19 protein-coding genes and 1 tRNA gene are annotated in these 18757 nt (G+C 67.7%); 11 read left to right on the top strand and 9 right to left on the bottom strand.

The features are described 5' to 3' along the window. Positions 1 to 71 precede the first annotated feature (71 nt). Entirely contained in the window at positions 72 to 707 is a 636-nt protein-coding gene (locus ACQUS8_RS10360; protein WP_435100593.1) for a methyltransferase domain-containing protein, read from the top strand. Here ACQUS8_RS10360 and ACQUS8_RS10365 read toward each other — a convergent pair. Both ACQUS8_RS10365 and ACQUS8_RS10370 read right to left on the bottom strand, forming a co-directional pair. Then, entirely contained in the window at positions 664 to 1176 is a 513-nt protein-coding gene (locus ACQUS8_RS10365; protein WP_435100596.1) for a type IV pilin, read from the bottom strand. The two genes, ACQUS8_RS10360 and ACQUS8_RS10365, sit on opposite strands and share 44 nt — an antisense overlap. A 39-nt stretch (positions 1177 to 1215) precedes the next feature. Continuing rightward, positions 1216 to 2490 carry a DUF7096 domain-containing protein gene (locus tag ACQUS8_RS10370; RefSeq protein ID WP_435100599.1) on the bottom strand — a complete coding sequence of 425 codons (1275 nt, stop codon included), beginning with the start codon at positions 2488 to 2490 and terminating at the stop codon, positions 1216 to 1218. A 135-nt stretch (positions 2491 to 2625) separates the two neighbouring features. Between ACQUS8_RS10370 and ACQUS8_RS10375 the strand changes: the two genes are divergently transcribed. The 3 genes from ACQUS8_RS10375 (at position 2626) to ACQUS8_RS10385 (ending at position 4574) form a co-directional block, all read left to right on the top strand. After that, on the top strand, positions 2626 to 3696 hold the full coding sequence (locus ACQUS8_RS10375) for a helix-turn-helix transcriptional regulator (protein ID WP_435100602.1): 1071 nt from the start codon (positions 2626 to 2628) through the stop codon (positions 3694 to 3696). Positions 3697 to 3772: 76 nt separating this feature from the next. After that, on the top strand, positions 3773 to 4240 hold the full coding sequence (locus ACQUS8_RS10380) for a TRAM domain-containing protein (RefSeq protein ID WP_435100605.1): 468 nt from the start codon (positions 3773 to 3775) through the stop codon (positions 4238 to 4240). A 199-nt stretch (positions 4241 to 4439) separates the two neighbouring features. Further along, complete coding sequence (locus ACQUS8_RS10385; protein ID WP_435100608.1) at positions 4440 to 4574, top strand: DUF7503 family protein; 135 nt, start codon at positions 4440 to 4442, stop codon at positions 4572 to 4574. On the opposite strand, the gene ACQUS8_RS10390 is transcribed toward ACQUS8_RS10385, so the two are convergent. Further along, the gene (locus ACQUS8_RS10390; RefSeq protein ID WP_435100611.1) at positions 4571 to 6661 is read right to left on the bottom strand and encodes a hypothetical protein; all 2091 of its coding nucleotides are present in this window, start codon (positions 6659 to 6661) and stop codon (positions 4571 to 4573) included. The two genes, ACQUS8_RS10385 and ACQUS8_RS10390, sit on opposite strands and share 4 nt — an antisense overlap. 203 nt (positions 6662 to 6864) lie before the next feature. Here ACQUS8_RS10390 and ACQUS8_RS10395 point away from each other — a divergent pair, with 203 nt between their 5' ends. Then, positions 6865 to 7653 carry an SDR family oxidoreductase gene (locus ACQUS8_RS10395; RefSeq protein ID WP_435100614.1) on the top strand — a complete coding sequence of 263 codons (789 nt, stop codon included), beginning with the start codon at positions 6865 to 6867 and terminating at the stop codon, positions 7651 to 7653. On the opposite strand, the gene ACQUS8_RS10400 is transcribed toward ACQUS8_RS10395, so the two are convergent. Both ACQUS8_RS10400 and ACQUS8_RS10405 read right to left on the bottom strand, forming a co-directional pair. Then, positions 7650 to 8651, bottom strand: a complete 1002-nt coding sequence (locus ACQUS8_RS10400; protein WP_435100617.1) for a mannose-1-phosphate guanylyltransferase — start codon at positions 8649 to 8651, stop codon at positions 7650 to 7652. The genes ACQUS8_RS10395 and ACQUS8_RS10400 overlap by 4 nt on opposite strands. Further along, positions 8645 to 8917 (bottom strand): DUF7091 family protein, encoded by a 273-nt coding sequence (locus ACQUS8_RS10405; protein ID WP_435100620.1) that lies wholly within the window; start codon positions 8915 to 8917, stop codon positions 8645 to 8647. Before ACQUS8_RS10405 ends, ACQUS8_RS10400 begins: the two co-directional genes overlap by 7 nt. A gap of 144 nt (positions 8918 to 9061) precedes the next feature. Between ACQUS8_RS10405 and ACQUS8_RS10410 the strand changes: the two genes are divergently transcribed. The 3 genes from ACQUS8_RS10410 to ACQUS8_RS10420 all read left to right on the top strand — a co-directional run bounded on the left by ACQUS8_RS10410 (position 9062) and on the right by ACQUS8_RS10420 (position 11065). Next, positions 9062 to 9991: a replication factor A gene (locus ACQUS8_RS10410; RefSeq protein WP_435100623.1), complete on the top strand. Its 930-nt coding sequence runs from the start codon at positions 9062 to 9064 to the stop codon at positions 9989 to 9991. Beyond that, positions 9992 to 10594: an RPA family protein gene (locus ACQUS8_RS10415; protein ID WP_435100626.1), complete on the top strand. Its 603-nt coding sequence runs from the start codon at positions 9992 to 9994 to the stop codon at positions 10592 to 10594. It abuts the gene before it with no gap. 66 nt (positions 10595 to 10660) lie between these two features. Then, positions 10661 to 11065 carry a CopG family transcriptional regulator gene (locus tag ACQUS8_RS10420; protein ID WP_435100629.1) on the top strand — a complete coding sequence of 135 codons (405 nt, stop codon included), beginning with the start codon at positions 10661 to 10663 and terminating at the stop codon, positions 11063 to 11065. Between the two features lie 105 nt (positions 11066 to 11170). Here the strand turns inward: ACQUS8_RS10420 and ACQUS8_RS10425 are convergent, their stop codons facing one another. Beyond that, positions 11171 to 12166, bottom strand: coding sequence for a radical SAM protein (locus tag ACQUS8_RS10425; RefSeq protein WP_435100632.1), 996 nt, complete (start codon positions 12164 to 12166; stop codon positions 11171 to 11173). A 111-nt stretch (positions 12167 to 12277) separates the two neighbouring features. Between ACQUS8_RS10425 and ACQUS8_RS10430 the strand changes: the two genes are divergently transcribed. Continuing rightward, a complete protein-coding gene (locus tag ACQUS8_RS10430) occupies positions 12278 to 13375 on the top strand; it encodes a DUF373 family protein (RefSeq protein WP_435100635.1) in 1098 nt (365 codons plus the stop codon). Positions 13376 to 13460: 85 nt separating this feature from the next. Here ACQUS8_RS10430 and ACQUS8_RS10435 read toward each other — a convergent pair whose 3' ends face one another. Then, the gene (locus tag ACQUS8_RS10435; RefSeq protein ID WP_435100638.1) at positions 13461 to 14303 is read right to left on the bottom strand and encodes a polyprenyl synthetase family protein; all 843 of its coding nucleotides are present in this window, start codon (positions 14301 to 14303) and stop codon (positions 13461 to 13463) included. A 58-nt stretch (positions 14304 to 14361) separates the two neighbouring features. Further along, positions 14362 to 14820: a DUF5814 domain-containing protein gene (locus ACQUS8_RS10440; protein WP_435100641.1), complete on the bottom strand. Its 459-nt coding sequence runs from the start codon at positions 14818 to 14820 to the stop codon at positions 14362 to 14364. Between the two features lie 98 nt (positions 14821 to 14918). Between ACQUS8_RS10440 and ACQUS8_RS10445 the strand changes: the two genes are divergently transcribed. Further along, a tRNA-His gene (locus ACQUS8_RS10445) sits at positions 14919 to 14991 on the top strand. A 240-nt stretch (positions 14992 to 15231) separates the two neighbouring features. Here the strand turns inward: ACQUS8_RS10445 and ACQUS8_RS10450 are convergent. Further along, entirely contained in the window at positions 15232 to 16431 is a 1200-nt protein-coding gene (locus tag ACQUS8_RS10450; protein ID WP_435100644.1) for a CBS domain-containing protein, read from the bottom strand. Positions 16432 to 16674: 243 nt separating this feature from the next. Between ACQUS8_RS10450 and ACQUS8_RS10455 the strand changes: the two genes are divergently transcribed. Beyond that, positions 16675 to 18735: a DEAD/DEAH box helicase gene (locus tag ACQUS8_RS10455; RefSeq protein WP_435100647.1), complete on the top strand. Its 2061-nt coding sequence runs from the start codon at positions 16675 to 16677 to the stop codon at positions 18733 to 18735. The last annotated feature ends 22 nt before the right edge of the window (positions 18736 to 18757 follow it).

Here is an 18757-nt window from a genome sequence, read left to right on the forward strand (position 1 = left end):
AAGGTAGTTGCGAAACCGACGAGCGGCTGAAAGACAGGAACTTATGTCCGAGGCCTGGCTACGAGTCGACAATGGGAGTCCTCGAAGACAAAGCGCGGGCCCGACTCTTCTACCGGTATCTCTCGAAGGTCTACGACCGCGTCAACCCGTTCATCTGGAACGAGTCGATGCGGGCAGAAGCCCTCGAGATGCTGGACTTGGACGCCGACGACCGGGTGCTGGACGTCGGCTGTGGGACGGGCTTCGGGACGGAGGGCCTCCTCCAGTACACGGAGGACGTCTACGCGCTCGACCAGAGCGAGGGGCAACTGGAGAAGGCGTGGGCGAAGCTCGGCAAGCACGACCCGGTGCAGTTCACGTTCGGCGACGCCGAGCGCCTGCCGTTCGCGGACGACAGTTTCGACGTGGTGTGGTCCTCGGGGTCCATCGAGTACTGGCCGAACCCCGTCACGGCACTCCGGGAGTTCCGCCGCGTCGTGAAGCCGGGCGGGAAGGTGCTCGTCGTCGGCCCGAACTACCCGCGCTCGACGCTCTTCCAGAAGCTCGCTGACGCCATCATGCTCTTCTACGACGAGGCGGAGGCCGACCGGATGTTCCGGGACGCGGGCTTCGAGGCCATCGAACACCGGACGATGGGGCCTTCCTACAAGCCGGACGTCGCCATCACGACGCTCGCGCGCGTTCCCGAGGAGCAGACGCAGGAGTAACCCGCGTCTCGACGGCGGCGATTCTGGCGTCGTTCCGATAGACCTGTACAGTAACGAGCGCGCTCGGGCGGAACTGGGGTGCGTTCGTCCCGGCGACGGAGAGAGTCGCACGTTCGCCCGCGGTCCACGTCGAGTCGGTGGCGGCGTTGAACGGACCGGCGGGCGCGCCGTCGAAGCCGGGTGTGCCGACGAACGGTACTTGTGGCTGTGAGCGCAGCGGCCGGCCGTCGACGGCAACGACGACACGGAGGTCATGCACGTCGAGCGTCGGCCCTGCGCGGTGCGTGAGTGTGAGTGTGCCGTCGCTCGCGGCGCTCACGTCGAGGACGACGGGTTCTGCGGGCGCGGTGAGCGCGGCCGTTCCGGCGTCGGTGACGGTGACGGCGAGGACGCTCCCGGCGACGACACAGCACGCGAGGAGGGTGACGACACCGACGACGGGGGTGACGCCGCGCGAGTCTGGTGGCACCTCCCCGAGTGGCCGCGTCACCGCTGAAGAAGGTACGGGTCAGTCGGAGGTGGGGTCGACAGCGGTCGTGTTGATCGTTACCGTCGTCTCGCCGCGCTCGGCGGTGACGTTGTACGCGCCGGCGGGCGAGAGCGCCCAGACGGCGCCGGTGTCGGGGTCGGTCGTGCCGACCGGCGTGCCGTTCACGCGGACGGCGGCGGTGAGCGGCGCGCCGGTGGCGTTCTGGACGGCGACGCGGAGCGGGCCGCCGGCGTACGTCCGGTTGACGACGAGCGTCGTGTTGTCCTCCGTGCGCGTGACGGCGTCGCGCGTGACGATGTCGTCGGTCGCGAGGCGTTTGTCCTCGCGGTAGACGCTGTTCGTGCTCGGGTCGAAGTAGACGACGAGCGTGCTCTGGACGTCCGTGGTTCGGCTGTAGCCGAGGACGGCCTGATAGAGGTGGGCGTCCGCGGGCGCGCCGAACGACTGGCGGCCGCCGTTCGAGGCGGAGAGGTTCATCGTCGTCGGGTAGAGGCGCTGGAGCGACTCGAGGAACGCCCCGAGGTCGACGTTCGGGGCGGGTGCGGCGTCGTAGTTGTCGACGCGGTAGGTCGTGTGGTAGTAAGTGCCGTCGTCGAGAGCGGCGAGGACGAGGCCGTTCTCGGAGGCGGCGACGTAGACGCGTATGGGCGGGCGGTCACCGGCGACGGCAGCGGCGAGTTCGTCGCGGAGCGACCCGTCAGTGCCGGCGCCGTAGGCGGCGATTTCCCCGCGGAGCGCGGCGATTCTGCTCCGCATCTCGCTGGCATTCTCCTCGGAGAGCGCGCTGGTGCGTTCGCGGACGGTGGCGAGGTAGTTTGCGAGCGCGTCGGCGCGGGCGCTGTCGAGGGCGACCTGCCGGACGAGCGCTCCAGCGGAGATGTCGCCGTCGAGGTAGGCCTCGCGCGCTGTGGCCTCGTCGCTGGCGATGTCGGCGGTCCAGTTCGCGGCGGCGTCGGTGGCGTTCCGGACGACCGCGAGGCGTTCGCTGTCGTTGGAGGCAGCGGCCCAGCGCGCCTCGAAGTCGTAGGTCGAGTAGCGGCCGTCGAGGTCGGTGTGGGACGCGGCGACCGTGACCGTGACGGCCGTGTCGGCCCGGGCGAAGCCGGACGTCTGGGGGCCGTCGAGGAGGAGGACGTTCGTCGCGCTCCCGTCGACGTCACCCAGTTCGACGGGCGAGGTTGCGGCGGTCGTATCCCCGCTGAGCGTGGGGGCGTCCGCCGTCACACCGCCGAACGCGGGCGCGGGAACGGCGACGAGGAGGAGGGCGGCGAGCAGCACGGGGAGCCGTGGCATACGCGTCATTTGCGTGGCTGTCGACAAAAACGATGCGGAGCATTCGCGGACGTCCGACGGGCGTCAGCCGATTTTCGTCCGCCGTGCGGGTGATGGAAAGCGTTTTGCCGCCGGGAGGACCACTCAAAACTGATCATGCGGCAGGCCGCCCTCCTCGCGCTCGCCGTCACCGCCGTCGTCCTCGCCCTCCCCGCCGGTGCGGTCGCCGCCCCCGCCGATACCGCGGCGCCCGCCTCCTCCAGCACCACGATCGGCGTCCACCTCCAGTCGGACGGGGACGCGCGGTGGACCGTCACGGTGGCATACCCACTGAACGACTCCGCGGACAGACAGGCGTTCGAGCGCCTCTCGACGGAGTTCGAGAGCGGTCAGGGCGGCCCGTCGCTCGCGGCGTTCCGCTCGGCAGCGGACACCGCCGCCCAGAAGACGGGCCGCTCGATGCGCATCACCGACCCCTCCCGTAGCCACGACGTCACAAACCACTCGGACGGCACGGGGGTCGGCCGGCTCACGCTCAGTTTCACGTGGACGAACTTCGCGAACGCCTCCGGCGACCAGCTGACGCTCGGCGACGTGTTCGCCGGCGGCTGGTTCGGCAACCTCTACGCGAGTCAGACGCTCCGGGTCTACCCGCCGGAGGGTTACACGCCCGACAGCGCCGAACCGGAGACGCAGCTGTCGAACGGCGCGCTGACGTGGAGCGGTCCGCAGTCGTTCCCCACCGGCGGTCCGACCGTCGTGTTCGTCGAGGGCGCGAGCACGCCGTGGACCCTCATCGGCGGCCTCGTCGTCGGCGCGCTCGTCGTCGGAGTCCTCATCGCGTACGCGTGGCGGGGCTTCGGCGGCCGCGGGAGCCTCGACGTCCGACCGACCGCCCCGGGGACTGACTCCCCGCCGGAGTCCGAGGCGTCGGCGCCAACGTCGAGTCCGGAGGCCGAGCCGGAAACTCCGCCAGCGGAGCCAGAGACGAAGACGTCAGCGGAGTCGGAGCCGCCGGAGGAGCTGTTGAGCGACGAGGAGCGCGTCGAGCGCCTGCTCGAAGAGCACGGCGGGCGGATGAAGCAGTCGAACATCGTCTCGGAGACGCGGTGGTCGGACGCAAAAGTCTCCCAACTGCTCTCCTCGATGGCCGAGGAAGGGCGCGTCGAGAAACTTCGCATCGGCCGGGAGAACCTCATCACGCTCCCGGACGAAGAGGAGGAGTGAGGGCGCCCGACGTCGCCACGACGCGGCCTCGAGAACGTCCGATAGCGTTTTGCGTTCCCCGAGGGTAACTGTTCGTATGGCAGACTGCCCACTCGCGGACGAATGCCCCAACTTCCAAGAGCAGATTTCGGGCATGGGGTGCCAGCACTTCGGCGACCGGGGAGGTATGGACTGGTGTCAGCACTACAGCCAGCCGATCTCTGACCTGAAGACGGCGCCCGTCGTCCCCGGCGAGGAAGTCGTCCTCGAGGTCGACGACATGCACGAGTCCGGCGCCGGCGTCGGCCGACAGGAGGAGTCGGGCTTCATCGTGATGGTGGACGGCGTCCTCCCGCCGGCGCGCGTCAAGGCGAAGGTGACGACCGTGAAGCCGAACTACGCGCGCGCCGACCTCATCGAAAAGCTTCCCGAAGAGGACGAAGGCGAGGAAGAAGAGGGGGACGACGAGAGCGAAAGCGAGAGTGGGACGTCCGACGACGAGGAGGAGTCGTCCGGGTCGTCGCGCGAACGACTCGGCAGCCGGGACAACTTCTGGGGCCAGTAACGCGACCCCAACCACTCGACGTCCGCGTGCGGGGCAGTCGAAGCGCACGGTGAGGGTCGACGATTACAGTTCGGGCCGAACAGACCGGTTTCGAACCCGTGAGTCGGCTTATGGAGTTAGGTGCAGGGGGAAAATTGCCTTGGTTTTATTCCACGACTTATAAGATAGAGTTTCTGTTGTCCCGGCCATCGGGTGAAGTATGTCCGAGAAAGACATCACGACGTACCTCACCGAGAACCCCCGCATGATCGGCGCGCTCTTCACCCTCACGATGCTGCTCGCGTCGGCCAGTTCCGCGTCGGCCGGCTACTTCGCGCCGACGTGTGGTCCCTAAATTTCGGAGAGAACGAGTTCGTCGCTCCAGCGGAGTTCGCCGTCGAGGAGCACAGGTGACCGACCGGACGACAGTACTTCTTGGAAGCGGTTTTGTGACGCCTCGAACGACCGAGTCTGGGAGTTCAGCAGATAGCGCGTCTGTGAGTCGGAGACGAGTGGTGACGCAAACGTTCCGGGGCCGAAGTCCCACGTCAGGTAGCTACGGAAAGAGACGCGCAGCGACCCCTGTTCGAGGTCGTCGGTGTCTATGATCGCGAGCGTCGGACACCCCATGTGATGCTGGCAAAGCGTCGTTCCCCCGTTCCCGACAATGGTGTACTGGTAGCCGGTGACGACGTTCTCCGTCGCGATATCGAGGGCGCCGTGGAGGTCGAACCCGCTGTCGAGGAGGCGGGCGATCGACCGGCCGACGTCGGTCGCGACGTGGTTGAAGACGTTGTCGAGGGTGACGACGCCGCCGAGCGCGCCCGCCTCGACGAGCGCCATCCCCTGCGCGTAGGAGCGACAGCCGTTCAGGATGAACGCATCAACGTTCACGTCCTCGAGCGTTCGGACGTCGAGGGTGCCGTCGCGACACTGCATGCCGTCCTCCGTGATGTGGCCGATGTAGTGGAGGAGGTCGGTCTCCGAGGTGAGGACGTCGCGCGTCTCCGCCATCGTGAGGTCGAAGTCGGTCTCGACGTCGAACTCGATCATGTCGCGGAAACCGTAGAGGTTCTCCGCTTCCTCGCGCATCTCCGGGTCGTTGCAGACGACGTGGACGTCGATAACGGCGTCCTGTTCAGTCTCCCTGTCGAGGCGGCGCCGGTAGGAGTCGACGGTGGGCTTCGAGGCGCCGCGGGGATAGCCGTCGCCGACCCACGCGTGCCCGATCGTCTCCGCAGGCGGGGGTGAGACGACATGGTTGGTGGTTTCGGACGCGACGTCCGTCGTGCGCACCGCGTCGCCCTCCGCCGATCGGACGAACGCATCAGAGGGGGCACGGAAGAACTCCGAGACGGACTCCGGTTCGGGTCGTGTCGTCCGCGATTCGGTCGTCGGCGACGGGGAACGAACGAACGAGAGGTCGTTGACGACGTAGGGAATGATTTCGGCGTGTTCGGCGGCCGGTTCGACGTCGGTCGTGAGGTGCCACTCGAGGAGGTCCTCGGTGGCCTCGCGTGGGATGTCGAGGTAGGCGGCGGTGCGTTCGTCGAGCGGGGCCTCGTAGAGGGCGGCCGGGTCCACGTCGACGCGGTCGAGGAGCTCACGGCGTTCCGCGAGGTCGATCGGGTAGATGCCCTCGGTCCGGACGACGCAGTCTAGCGTGAAGCAGTGTCGGAGGACGTCGTTTGCGGCGGCCGCGAGGTCGTCTTCGGGGAGGTCGAACGTCCGGTCGGCGGTGACGATTCGTGGCGACGGGTTCGGCACGACTTCGGCGCCGAGATAGTACGCGAGTGTCGCGATGCTGTAGACGGCCTCGTACCGCTCCGGAACCTCGATGCGGACGCCCGTGTCGCGTGGCCGAACGTTGTCAGGAAGGGTGAACCGGTCGCCGCGCTCGATGGTCGGCGGGTGGCCACGCATCGTCGGGAAGGAGCGCTCGGGGCTCGTCGTCTTCAGTGCCGACCCGAAGGCGGAGACGGCGCGCATCAGGTCGCGCGGGTCGTCGCGGACCGTGATTGTGCCGGCGGGGTGCTCGTGGAGCGACCGGACGCCGATGGCGACGCGCGCAGTCCGGTCAAACTCGATAGCTGTCGCGTCCTCACGCGAGTCAACCGTGACAGCGGCGTCTTGGATTCGGATGTAGAGTTTGACCGGCGCAGAGCTAATCTCGATCTCGTACGTTCCGGATTCGACACTGCCGCATTTTCCGGGCGGGAGGTCGAGCGCGACCGCGGGACCGTCGCGGACGAAGACGTCCGTGAGGTTCGGAAGGGTGAGACAGTCGGTCTCGACGGCGATCGCGTGCGTGACCGGGAGCCGGAACCGGTCGGTGTCGATTCGGTCGAATCCCTCAACGCCAGTCTCGACAGTGTAGGTAACGCTCTCGATGCGGTCGTGGACCCTGACGGCCCCGTCGAGGTCGTCGAACTCGACGTTCACGCTCGCGTCACCTCCTGTCGTCGTCCGGAGTCGGGGCACCGCCGACGCGTTCGCCCGGCTCCGGCCCCGGCCACCCATCTCCGGCCCCACGACGTGACTCTCACGACCGTTACAACGCTACCCACCGGTTCAAACGTTACGGGAACCGGGGTGAGACGTCCGGAGCGCGATGGTTTTTGTGGGGGCAGCGCCACGACCCGCGTATGGACCTCGGTTTGACAGGCGAGACGGCACTGGTCACGGCGAGCACGAGCGGACTCGGAAAGGCGTCGGCGACGACACTCGCGTCCGAGGGCGCGAACGTCGTGCTCTGTGGGCGCGACGAGGAGCGTCTCGATGCCGCGCTCGAAGACGTCCGTGAGGAGGCGACGGCCGACGTCGAGGGCGTCACGGCGGACATCACGGACCCGGACGACGTCGAGGCGCTGGTGGAGGCGACCGTCGAGTTCTTCGGCGGCATCGACCACCTCGTGCTCTCCGCGGGCGGGCCGCCCTCCGGGCCGTTCCTCGACATCGGGGAGGACGACTGGTACGAGGCCTACGACCTGCTCGTGATGAGCGCCGTCCGGACGGTACAGGCCGCCCACCCCTACCTCTCCGAGAGCGACAAGGGCACGATTACGGCCATCACGTCCACGAGCGTCGAGACGCCCATCGGTGGCCTCGTCCTCTCGAATGCGGTCCGTCGAGGTGTCATCGGGCTCATCGAGACGCTCGCCGTCGAGCTCGCGCCGGACGTCCGCGCGAATGCCGTCCTCCCCGGGCCGTTCGAGACGCCGCGCATCCAGGAACTCGTCGAGCAGGCCGTCGAGCGCGGCGAGTACCCGGACTACGAGACCGGTATCGAGGACTGGGGCGTCGGCATCCCGATGGAGCGCGTCGGCGACCCGCAGGAGCTCGGCGACGTCGTCGCGTTCCTCGCGAGCGAGCGCGCCTCCTACGTCAACGGCGTCTCGCTCCCCATCGACGGCGGGCGCCTGCGGCAGAACTAGAACAAGTCGTCCTCGCGGAGTTCCGCGACGACCTCGCGGACGCGCTGACTCTCTTCTTTCGGCAGGACGAGCACGCGGTCGTCGTAGGCGGCGACGACGAGGTCATCGGCACCGACTATCGAGACGTGCATGTCGTCGCTCGCGATAACGTTCCCCGACGCGTCGACGGTGAGCGCGTCGCTCGCGACGACGTTCCCGTTCCCGTCCGTGTCGAGGACGCGTTCGAGGGCGTCCCACGACCCGAGGTCGTCCCAGTCGAAATCGGCCGGGACGACGGCGGCGCGCTCGGTGCGCTCCATCACAGCGTAGTCCACGCTGACGGCGTCGACAGCGTCATAGCCGCCTTCGGGGTCGCCGTCGCGGAGGGCATCGACGAGCGGCGCCAGCGAGCCCTCGGCCGCCTCCTCGAGGAACACCTCGGGGCGCCACGCGAACAGGCCGGCGTTCCAGAGACAGCCCGCCTCCCGGAGTTGCTCGGCCGTCTCTCCGTCGGGTTTCTCGCGGAAGGCAGCGACGTCCGCGTAATCGCCGTGGTCCGTTCCGGGTTCGATGTAGCCGTACTCGGTGGCGTCGCGGGTGGGCTGGACGCCGAACGTCACGAGTCTGGAGGCGTCGGCGGCGACCCGACAGCCGCGCCGGACGACCTCGCGGAAGCCGTCGCCGACGACGTGGTCGGCGGGGAGCGCGCAGACGACGGCGTCGTCGTGTTGTTCGTGCACGCGGTGGCTCGCGTAAGCGAGCGCCGGCCCGGTGTCCTTCGCGTCCGGCTCGACGAGCACGTCGGCCTCGGGGACGTGCTCGGCGACGTCCTCGGCGAACGCCTCGCGCGTGACGGCGTAGAGGTCGTCCGCGAACGCCGCGCGGTCGGCGGCGCGCCGGAGGAGCGAGCGGTCGTCGTCGCCGAAGGAGAGGAACTGCTTCGGCCGATGGCTCCGGCTCGCCGGGTAGAGGCGCGTGCCCGTCCCGCCAGCGAGGAGGACGGCGACAGTCCTCACCACGTCTCCACCTGCCCGTCGCGCAGGTCCTCCAGACAGCCCTCACAGGCGGGGTGGTCGGCGTCGAAGCACGCCGGCTTCCCCTCGTCGTCGAGCGCAACCGCGCGCTTCTCCGCGTGCCGCCGGCAGACGATACGGACACGGTCGGCGTCGTCGCGCGGCAACTCGCCGCTCGTTCGCCCCTCCCGGTAGGCGGCGACGGCCTCGGCGTACCGCCGGCCGGCCGTCCGCGCGAGGCGGCCGACGAACCCGGAGTCGTCCTCAGTCATACGACGTCGTAGCGTCCGCTGCGACATAGGCCTGTGGCTCACTCGCGACCACTTTCGCCCCGGTGAGGGAGACTTTAAGAACCAGTAGGCCGTATCCGTTCTCGTCTCCCACCTGAAACACACGCGGAGACGGAACCCCCGACTATGAGCGACATACAGCAGACTGCGCAGCAGCTACACGACCAGTTCTCGGAGCACCTCGACGTGGACGTCGAGGAGATCGAGGAGCGCCTCGAACAGTACGTTGATGAGTACAAGATTCCGCTCGACGAGGCGCGCCGCTCCGTCGAGAGCCACTATCTCGACGAGGCCGGCATCGACCGTGACGAACTCGGCCGCGGCGGCAACCCCACCGTGCAGGCCGCCGACGTCGACGCCCCCGACGAGTGGGTCGACATCACCGCGAAAGTCGTCGAACTCTGGGAGCCCCGGAGCGACAGCGTCGCGCAGGTCGGCCTGCTCGGCGACGAGTCCGGCACCATCAAGTTCACCAAGTGGGCGGCCTCCGACCTCGACGAACTCGAGGAGGGGCAGGTCTACCGCCTCGGGAACGTCGTCACCGACGAGTACCAGGGGCGCTACTCGGTGAAGCTCAACCGGACGACGACCATCACCGAACTCGAGGAGGACATCGAAGTCGGCAACGACGAGACGTCCGTCGAGGGCGCGCTGGTCGACATCCAGTCCGGCAGCGGGCTCATCAAGCGCTGTCCCCACGAGGACTGCACGCGCGTCCTCCAGAACGGCCGCTGTTCGGAGCACGGCGAAGTCGAAGGCGAGTTCGACCTCCGCATCAAGGGCGTCCTCGACGACGGCGAGGACGTCCACGAGGTCATCCTCAACGAGGAGGCCACCGAGGCCCTCACCGGCATCAGCCTCGAAGAGGCGAAACAGCAGGCGATGGACGCGCTCGACACGACCGTCGTCGCCGACGAGATGCGCGAGATGCTGCTCGGGCAGTATTACCGCGTGACGGGCCCGACGCTCGGGCGCTACGTGCTCGCGAACGAAGTCGAAGAGCTCTCCGAACCCACCGACGCCGAATCCGTCCTCATCAAAGCGAGGTCGATGTAGATGTCCAGCAACCAGTCCACCCCCACGCGCGAGGTCGCCCGCCGCGTCTTCGCCACCGAGTTCAACGACGCCACGTTCACCTTCAAGGAATCAGACGACGAGCGCGCGCCGCTCTACAGCCTCCTCCCGACCGGGGAGAAGTCGAACCGCGTCTTCCTCGTCGGCACCCTCACCGAGACGGAGGACGTCGGCGAGGACTCCGAGTACTGGCGCGGCCGGGTCGTCGACCCGACCGGGACGTTCTTCGTCTACGCCGGCCAGTACCAGCCGGACGCCGCGTCGGCGCTCCGCGACCTCGAGACGCCCACCTACGTCGCCATCGTCGGGAAACCCCGTACCTACGAGACCGAGGACGGGACCGTCAACGTCTCCGTGCGCCCCGAGTCCATCACCGAGGTGGACACGGCGACCCGCGACCGCTGGGTCGTCGAGACGGCCGAGCGCACCCTCGACCGCATCGACGAGTTCGAGGACGAGGGCAACGAGTACGCCCGCCGCGCCGAGGAGGAGTACGACCTCCCCCTCCGGCGTTACAAACAGGCCGCCATCGACGCCCTCGAGTCGCTCGACGAGACGGACGAGGAAGTCGCCGAGCCCGCCTGAGTCGGCGCGGCTCGCCTACCGCTCGTCTGACGAAGAGTTAAGGCCCGAGGCCCAGTTCTAGGGTCTATGGGCAACAAGAACAAGACCATCTCGTTCCGCGTGAACGAGGACACGTTCGACGCCCTCCGCGACATCGCGGAGGAGCGCGACCTCTCGTTGTCCGCGGTCTTCCGGGATTACGTCGACGCGCTCGTCGCCAACGACGGGCAGGTCCGCGTTGTCCCTGAGGACGACGTCGCCGAGGACGTCGACGGCGCCGAGTTCCCGCCGAAAGTCGAGGTTCCCAAGAGCTTCGTCCGAGAGCACGAGCGCCTCGAACTCGAAGCCGAACACCTCCGCGAGCAACTCGAGGAGCACAAAGCGTACATCAACGCCCTACGTGACGAACTGGAGGACGCGGAGGACGTCGACGACGTCATCCACCTCGACGATCTGGAAAGCGAGGAAGAGGAGTCCGTCCACCTCGGATAAGTGGCGAGGATACCGTGTACGGCCGTTCTTCGGAGTAATGGTTCGCGACGGCTGCCGAGCGGGTGAGAACGCGGGCGGGACGCGACAAACAGGGGAGTGCCAGTTCTACGCGAGCGGGGTCCGTTCGACGACCTGCCCGTCGTAGGTCGGGTACTGCTCGACGATTTCGCCGTCCTCGACGTCGCCGTCCTCGACCATCTCCTCGAGGAGCCACCACGCGACTTCGACGTGCTCGCTCTTCGCGGTGTAGAACTCCTCGGGGACGCCGAGTTCGTCGAAGCGCTCCGCGGGGGTGTACGTCTTCCCGTAGACGAGCGTGCCGTCCTCGGTGACTTCGTCGAACTCCCGGCGGACGTTCTCCGCCATACGCTTCAGGCGCGAGCGGTGCTGGGCGGCGTCCTTGAAGACGCTCGTGCAGAAGTAGACCTTCTCGTGCTGGGCCATCTCCTCCAGAATGGCGTCCTTCGACCCCTCGACGGCGGACATGTGGCCGTCCTGGAGTTCGTAGCCCGCCTCCTGCATCCGCTCGTAGTTGCCGTCACTCATCTCGAACTCGTTGACGTTGCAGAACTCCGCGGCACCCTCGTCGAGGAAGTCGAGGAACTCCTGCTCGGCGCGGATACCCGGGATCTCGAACGCCGGCGTGAGTCCTTCCTCGCGGGCGATATAGAGAATCTCCTCCCACTCGGTGCCGTGGAGGTCGCCCCACAGCTCGTAAGGCGGGTGGAAGCGAATCTCGTCAAGGCCCGCCTCCGAGAGGCGGCGCATGTTCTCGCGGCCACCCGTAATCCCCGTGTAGAGGTGGGTGTGGTGGTCCTCGCCGAACTCGTCCTTGAGGAGGCGGAGATAGCGCGTGGTGCGCTCCATCGCCTCCTGCGGTTCACCACCCGTGATGGAGGTGCCGAGCGCGTCCATCTTCTTCGCCTCCGCGATGACGTCCTCGTCGCTCTCGACCGGGCGTTCGTTGGCGTAGACCTGCGTGACGTTCTTCCTGTTCTCACCCAGCGGGCAGTAGAAACAGTCGCGCTGGTCGCAATATCCATAGACGAAGAGGACCATCTTGCCCCCTTGCGCGCACTGCTCGCAGCCCTTCGAAATCATTCGGTATCACCGTTGTAGCGCCCGAGGACTCAAAAACCGCACGGGTTTCGGGTTCCGCGCCGTCCGGGAGTCCCCAAACCTCCATAACTGTCCACGGCTTACGGGTGGGTGATGCTGTTGGTCCTCTGCGTCGACCTCGACGACGACCTCGGTCGGAAGACGGGCCTCGAAACGCCCGTCGTCGGTCGGGACGCCGTCGAGGAGGGCGCCGTCGCGCTCGCCACCGCGGACCCCGAGGACAGCGACGTGAACGTCCTCTTCGAGGGGGTCCACCTCCACGACGACCTCGGGCGCGAGGAGTCCGTCGAAGTCGCCGCCGTCACCGGCCTCGAGGGGAGCGACGTGCAGGCGAACCGGGCGGTCGGCGACGAAGTCGATGAGGTGCTCGCCGGCCTCCAGACTGGCGAGGAAGTCCGGGCCGTCGTCGTGACCGACGGCGCGCAGGACGAATCCGTCCTCCCCGTCATCCGCTCGCGCGTCCGCATCGATAGCGTGCAGCGCGTCGTCGTCCGGCAGGCGCAGGACCTCGAGTCGATGTACTACACCATCAAGCAGGTGTTGAACGACCCGGAGACCCGCGGGACGATTCTCGTCCCGCTCGGCGTCCTCCTGCTCATCTATCCGCTCGCCGTCCTCGCGTCCTTCCTCGGTCTCCCCGGCGCGGTGCTCGGGCTCTCCTCGGCCGCGCTCGGCCTCTATGCGCTCTTCCGCGGGTTGGGCCTCGCCGAAGTCCTCGACGACCTCGTCGAGCGCGCCCGCGACAGCCTTTACACGGGCCGCGTGACGCTCATCACGTACGTCGTCGCCGCCGCGCTCCTCGTCATCGGCGGCGTCGAGGGCGCCAACCAACTCCACGAACACCAGCGCGCCACCTCGGGGTCGCTCCCCGTCACGTCCGTCATCGCCGCCCTCGTCAACGGCGCCGTCACGTGGTTCGCCGCCGCCGGTCTCACCTCCAGCGTCGGCCAAATCACCGACGAGTACCTCCACGACCAGTTCAAGTGGCAGTACCTCAACGCGCCGTTCTACGTGCTCGCCATCGCCGCCGTCCTCTATGCGCTCAGCGGCTTCTTCCTCCAGACGGTGTCGCTCGCGACGCTCGCCGCCGTTCTTACCGGCGGAACGCTGATGAGCGTTCTCAGCACACTCGCGTTCGCCGTCATCGAGGACCGCGACGAAGACGAGGACGCCGACGCGCGCGTCGCCTAAGCAGAAACAGACCGCTCTCGGCCGTTCGCGCCTCGCGACCGGCCATCGACTCCTACCGCTCGCGTTCGCGCCAACGGCCACAAAGCTACCGCTCGCGTTCGACCACGAACGCCGCGAGTTGTTCCATATACTCGCGCGCCTGTCCGTCCTCGAGCGCCGCGTCCTCCAGCGCCGCGAGCGCCGCGTCCGACTCGGCCTCCGCGAGCGCGTTCACTTCCTCGACGGAGCGGTCGGTGACGCGCAGGACGGACGGGCGGTCCATCTCCTCGTCCGTCCCGGCGGGCTTGCCCAGCGCGTCGGTGTCCGCCGTGACGTCCAGCACGTCGTCCCGAAGTTGGAAGGCGACGCCGACGCGCTCGGCGTACTCGCCGAAGGCGTCGACGGTGTCGGCGTCGGTGTCCGCCGCAATCGCGCCGAGTTCGGCGGCCGCGCGGAAGAGCGCGCCCGTCTTCCGACGCGCGAGCTCCATGTACTCGGCCTGGTTCGTCGGCCGGTCGACGAGTTCAGTCGCCTCGCCCTGCCCGAGTTCGACGAGCGAGTCCGCCGCCGTCTCCAGCGCGCGCGCGTCGTCGCTGAAGAGCGCGAACGCCTCACCAAGCAGGCCGTCCGAGGCGATGATGGCGGGGCCGTAGCCGTACTCCGCCCACGCCGAGGGCTCGCCGCGCCGGAGCTCCGAGCGGTCGATGATGTCGTCGACGACGAGCGACGCGTTGTGGACGAGTTCGACGCCGACGGCGTAGTCGAGCGCGTCCTCGCCCTCCCCGCCGGCCGCCTCACAGCACAGCACCGCGAGCGTCGGACGGACGCGCTTCCCGCCGGCGAGCGTCGCCTGCTCGAGTTCCTCGCGGAGCGCCGGGGGTTCCACGCGCCCCAGCACCTCGCGCAGGTGTTCCTCGATGGCGTCCCGCCGTTCCTCCACGTACTCCATTGTGGCGTGTTCGGTGCCGCAGGTGCAAAAGCGTCCGTCTTTCCGTCGGCGCGTCCGCCTAGTGGCCTTCGAGTTCCTGCCGGGCGTTCGCGGCGCGTCGCGCCTGCTCGTCGCGGCCGTCGACCTTCGCGAGGTCCTCGGTCGCCTCGAGCGTGCGGACGGCGTCGTCGAGGAAGCCGTAGAGGTCGCCCGGGTAGGCGTAGACCATGTAGTCGTCCGTCATCACGTCGACCATCGCCTCCGGGTCGAGGCCCTGCGCGCGCAAGTCGAGGAGGTAGGCGATGAACTTCTCCTCGGGATGGCCACAGTAGGGGTTCGACTGGCAGTCGCAGTCGAGGAAGTCCTTCGAGAACTCGAGGACGCGCTCCGCGGTCGCCTCGTTGAGTTGGTCGAAGTTCCCGCCGCCGAAGAGCACGTCGAGGGTCGCGCCGCTGAACGCGCCCTTCGGGAAGTTCGCGTCCAACTGGCTGACGAGCTGGCGGTGGTTCTTGATGTAGATTTTGTCCGTGACTGCCACTACCCGCGGATAGGGGCGCTCCGCCGAAAAACGTGTCGCGTTCCATCCGGCGTTTCGTAACGCCTATTAACGCGAGGGCGCTACGAGAGAGTGCAGTGTCCGGGTTGGGGTAGTGGACTATCCTTCAGCCTTGTGGAGGCTGAGACGCGGGTTCAATTCTCGCACCTGGACCTTCTCGCGACGAACTACCTCAGGAGTGTGAAGTCCGTCGAGAAGTGAACCCTACGAGGCGCGCGCAGCGAAGTGAGCACGTCTCGAAACGGTTCAATTCTCGCACCTGGACCTCACTTCTCGAGACGTCACCCACCGAGCAGCGCGTCCGCTCGGCGTCGTCGTGCGGCCAGTTTTGCGACGGGTTCGACAGAACGAGCAGAGGCGTGTGAGGAGCAGTGCGCCGTCGTGAGTCAGTCGTTACGACGTGCGTCCGCGCCCCTTCCCGCCGGTGTCGGCGTGCTCGCTCGGGTCCGGCGAGGGGACCTGGGTGCCTCGGCCCGCGGACTGGATGATGTTGAACGCCGTCACGAGGTCGGTACGGGTGACGAGTCCGACCATCTCGCTGCCGTCGGTGACGATGAGGCGACCGATGCCGCTCTCCTGAATCCGCTCGAGGGCCTCCATCGCCTCGGCGTCGGGGTCGATGGTCTCGACGTCGCCACTCATCACGTCCGAGACGTGGTAGGCGTCGCGTTCCACGGGGTCGACGCTCCGGGCGTCCTCGAGCGTGACGACGCCGACGACGCGGCCGTTCTCCATGACGGGGTAGCCGGTGTGGCGCTCGTCGAACATCCGCTCCATGAGTTCGGCGACGGTGTCGTCGGGGCTGACCGTCTTCACGTCGCTCGCGGGCGTCATGACGTCACGGACAGTAACACCTTCGAAGGCGGCGTTCATCACGGTGCGCTGGCTCTCCGAGGAGGCGCCGATGTAGATGAAGAAGGCGATGGCGACGAGCAGGAGGTTGCCGAAGAGGCCGACGATACCCAGCAGGACGGCGACGACCTTCCCGACTTCGGCGGCGAGTTGGGTCGCGCGGGCGAACGAGCGCTTGCGCGCGAGGAGCGCGCGGAGGACGCGCCCGCCGTCCATCGGGAAGCCGGGGAGGAGGTTGAAGACGGCGAGAACGATGTTCGCGATGGCGAGGTAGCCGACGACGAAGACGAGTTCGGGCGCGCCGGAGAAGACGCCGGCGCTGAGCGGGAGGTAGCAGACAACGCCGAGTGCGACGCTCACGGCAGGCCCCGCGACGGCGATGAAGAACTCCTGCTTCCAGTCCTCGGGTTGGTCTTCGAGGTTCGCGACGCCGCCGAGCAACCAGAGCGTGATGGACTCGATAGGGTAGCCGTAATGCATCGAGACGAGGCTGTGCCCGAGTTCGTGCAGGAGGACACAGGCGAAGAGGCCGACGGCGGCGGCGATGCCGAGGAGCCACGGCGTCACGCCCTGCGAGAGCGTGCCTGTCGGAAGTCCGAGATTCCACGTTTGATTGAGGAGTGTGACCCACTGCTCGGTCTGCCAGCCGATGAGAGCCGCGAGCACCGGGAGGACGAGCAGGAAAGTGACGTCGAGCTTGATAGGGATGCCGAAGGCGCTCCCAATCTTGTAGCTCCGCATACAACGTGCTTTGGACGTGACGGGCTTAAACGTCGGTGGCCAGCCGGGAGTCGCGGCGTCTCGCTTCGCCTCTGACGTCGCGAACTCCGCGGCCCCTCACCGTCGGACTCGATATATCGTCCCACGACTCGCGGCGCCGGCGCTCGTTCGTCCCGCGGTCCCTCGCGTTCGCTCGGGCCCGCATGGACTTTCTCTCAGGGTCGGAGCGAACGCCTGAAATAGCCGGGCGCCCTAGTCCGTTTCGTGTCGAAGCAGGTCCAACGGGTGGACACGCTCTTCCTCCACGAGGCGAACGGTGACTACACCGTCGTCGCCCAACGGGACGGCGAGCGGCTGTTCCAAGCGCGCCTCGTGACGAAGGAGACGGACGCGGGGCCGCGCCCCGGGAAGTTCCGACTGAAGACCGGGAGCGACGAGGACCCCCGGTCGCCAGACGAGTTCGTCGAAATCGCCCGGCGAGCGACGCGTATCCGCGTCTCCGAGCAGACGAGCCGCGACGGCCGTCGCGAAGTCCGCGATCTCCTCAAGGGCTATCAGCTCGCCGACAAGGCGAAAGTCGTCCGGACCTGCCGCTACTGCGCCGGCAAAGGGCGCTACTCGCCCATTACGGAGGAGACGTCGGTCGAAGCCGACGGCGAGCGCATCTGTCAGGACTGCGCGATCCGCGAACTCGAACGCGAACTCGCGTTCAAGGGTGACTTGACCGGCGCCGCCGAGGAACGCCTCGAGGACCTCCTGTTGGAGGTCGGCGACCTCGACCGCATCGTCGGCCTACTCGAGGGCCAACTCGACCCCGACCTCACGAAGTTCGACGAGGTGTCCGCGAACACCGACGACGTCGACCCCTACCCCGTCAGCGACCTCGACCTCCACCCGGGCGTGCAGGGTCTCCTCGAGGACCGCTTCGAGACCCTCCTGCCCGTCCAGAGCCTCAGCGTCGAGAGCGGCCTCGTCGAGGGCGAGGACCAGCTCGTGGTGTCCGCGACGGCGACCGGGAAGACGCTCATCGGCGAGATCGCGGGGCTCCATCGCGCGCTCAGCGGGAAGGGGAAGATGCTCTTCCTCGTGCCGCTGGTCGCGCTCGCGAACCAGAAACACGAGGACTTCAAGGACGAATACGGCGACCTCGTCGACGTCTCCATCAGGGTGGGGTCCTCGCGCATCCGCGACGACGGCCAGGCGTTCGACCCGAGCGCCGACGTCATCGTCGGGACCTACGAGGGCATCGACCACGCCCTCCGCACCGGCCGCGACCTCGGCGACATCGGGACCGTCGTCATCGACGAGGTCCACACCCTCCAGGAGGAGGGCCGGGGCCACCGCCTCGACGGCCTCATCACGCGCCTCAAACACTACTGCGAGCAGCGCGAGCAGTCCCACGAGAACTACACGGGCGCGCAGTGGATCTACCTCTCCGCGACCGTCGGGAACCCGGGCACGCTCGCGAAGAAACTCCGCGCGAACCTCGTCGAGTTCGAGGAGCGGCCGATCCCCATCGAACGCCACGTCACGTTCGCGGATGGTCAGGAGAAACCGCGCATCACGAACAAACTCGTCCGCCGCGAGTACGACAAGGAGTCCTCGAAGGGCTATCGGGGGCAGACCATCGTCTTCACGAACTCGCGGCGGCGCTGTCACGAAATCTCGCGCAAACTCGACTACCCGGCCGCCGCCTACCACGCCGGCCTCGACTACGGCGAGCGCAAGAAGGTCGAACGACAGTTCGGCGACCAGGACCTCGCCGCCGTTGTCACCACCGCCGCGCTCGCCGCCGGCGTCGACTTCCCCGCGAGTCAAGTCGTCTTCGACACGCTCGCGATGGGCATCGAGTGGCTCACCGTCCAGGAGTTCGAGCAGATGCTCGGGCGCGCGGGTCGGCCCGACTACCACGACAAGGGGAAAGTCTACATGCTCGTCGAGCCCGACGCCGTCTACCACAACTCGATGGAGATGACCGAGGACGAAGTCGCGTTCAAACTCCTCAAGGGAGAGATGGAGGACGTCATTACGTCCTACGACCAGAACGCCGCCATCGAAGAAGTGCTCGCGAACGTCGTCGTCGGCGGCCCCGCCGCGAAACGGCTCAGCGAACGGATGGTCGGCGACGTCCCCACGAAACACGCCATCGGGAAACTCCTCGAGTACGGCTTCATCGACGGCCTCGACCCGACGCCGCTGGGTCGCACGGTGACGACGCACTTCCTCAACCCCGACGAGGCGTTCAAGATGCTCGACGGTGTGCGCAAGGAGAAGGACCCCTACCGCATCGTCGCCGACATCGAGCTCCTCGGCGAAGAGGACTGAGGGGAGCGCCGACGGGCGACGG

The organism is Halarchaeum sp. P4 (genome assembly GCF_051195175.1).
Taxonomy (GTDB): domain Archaea; phylum Halobacteriota; class Halobacteria; order Halobacteriales; family Halobacteriaceae; genus Halarchaeum.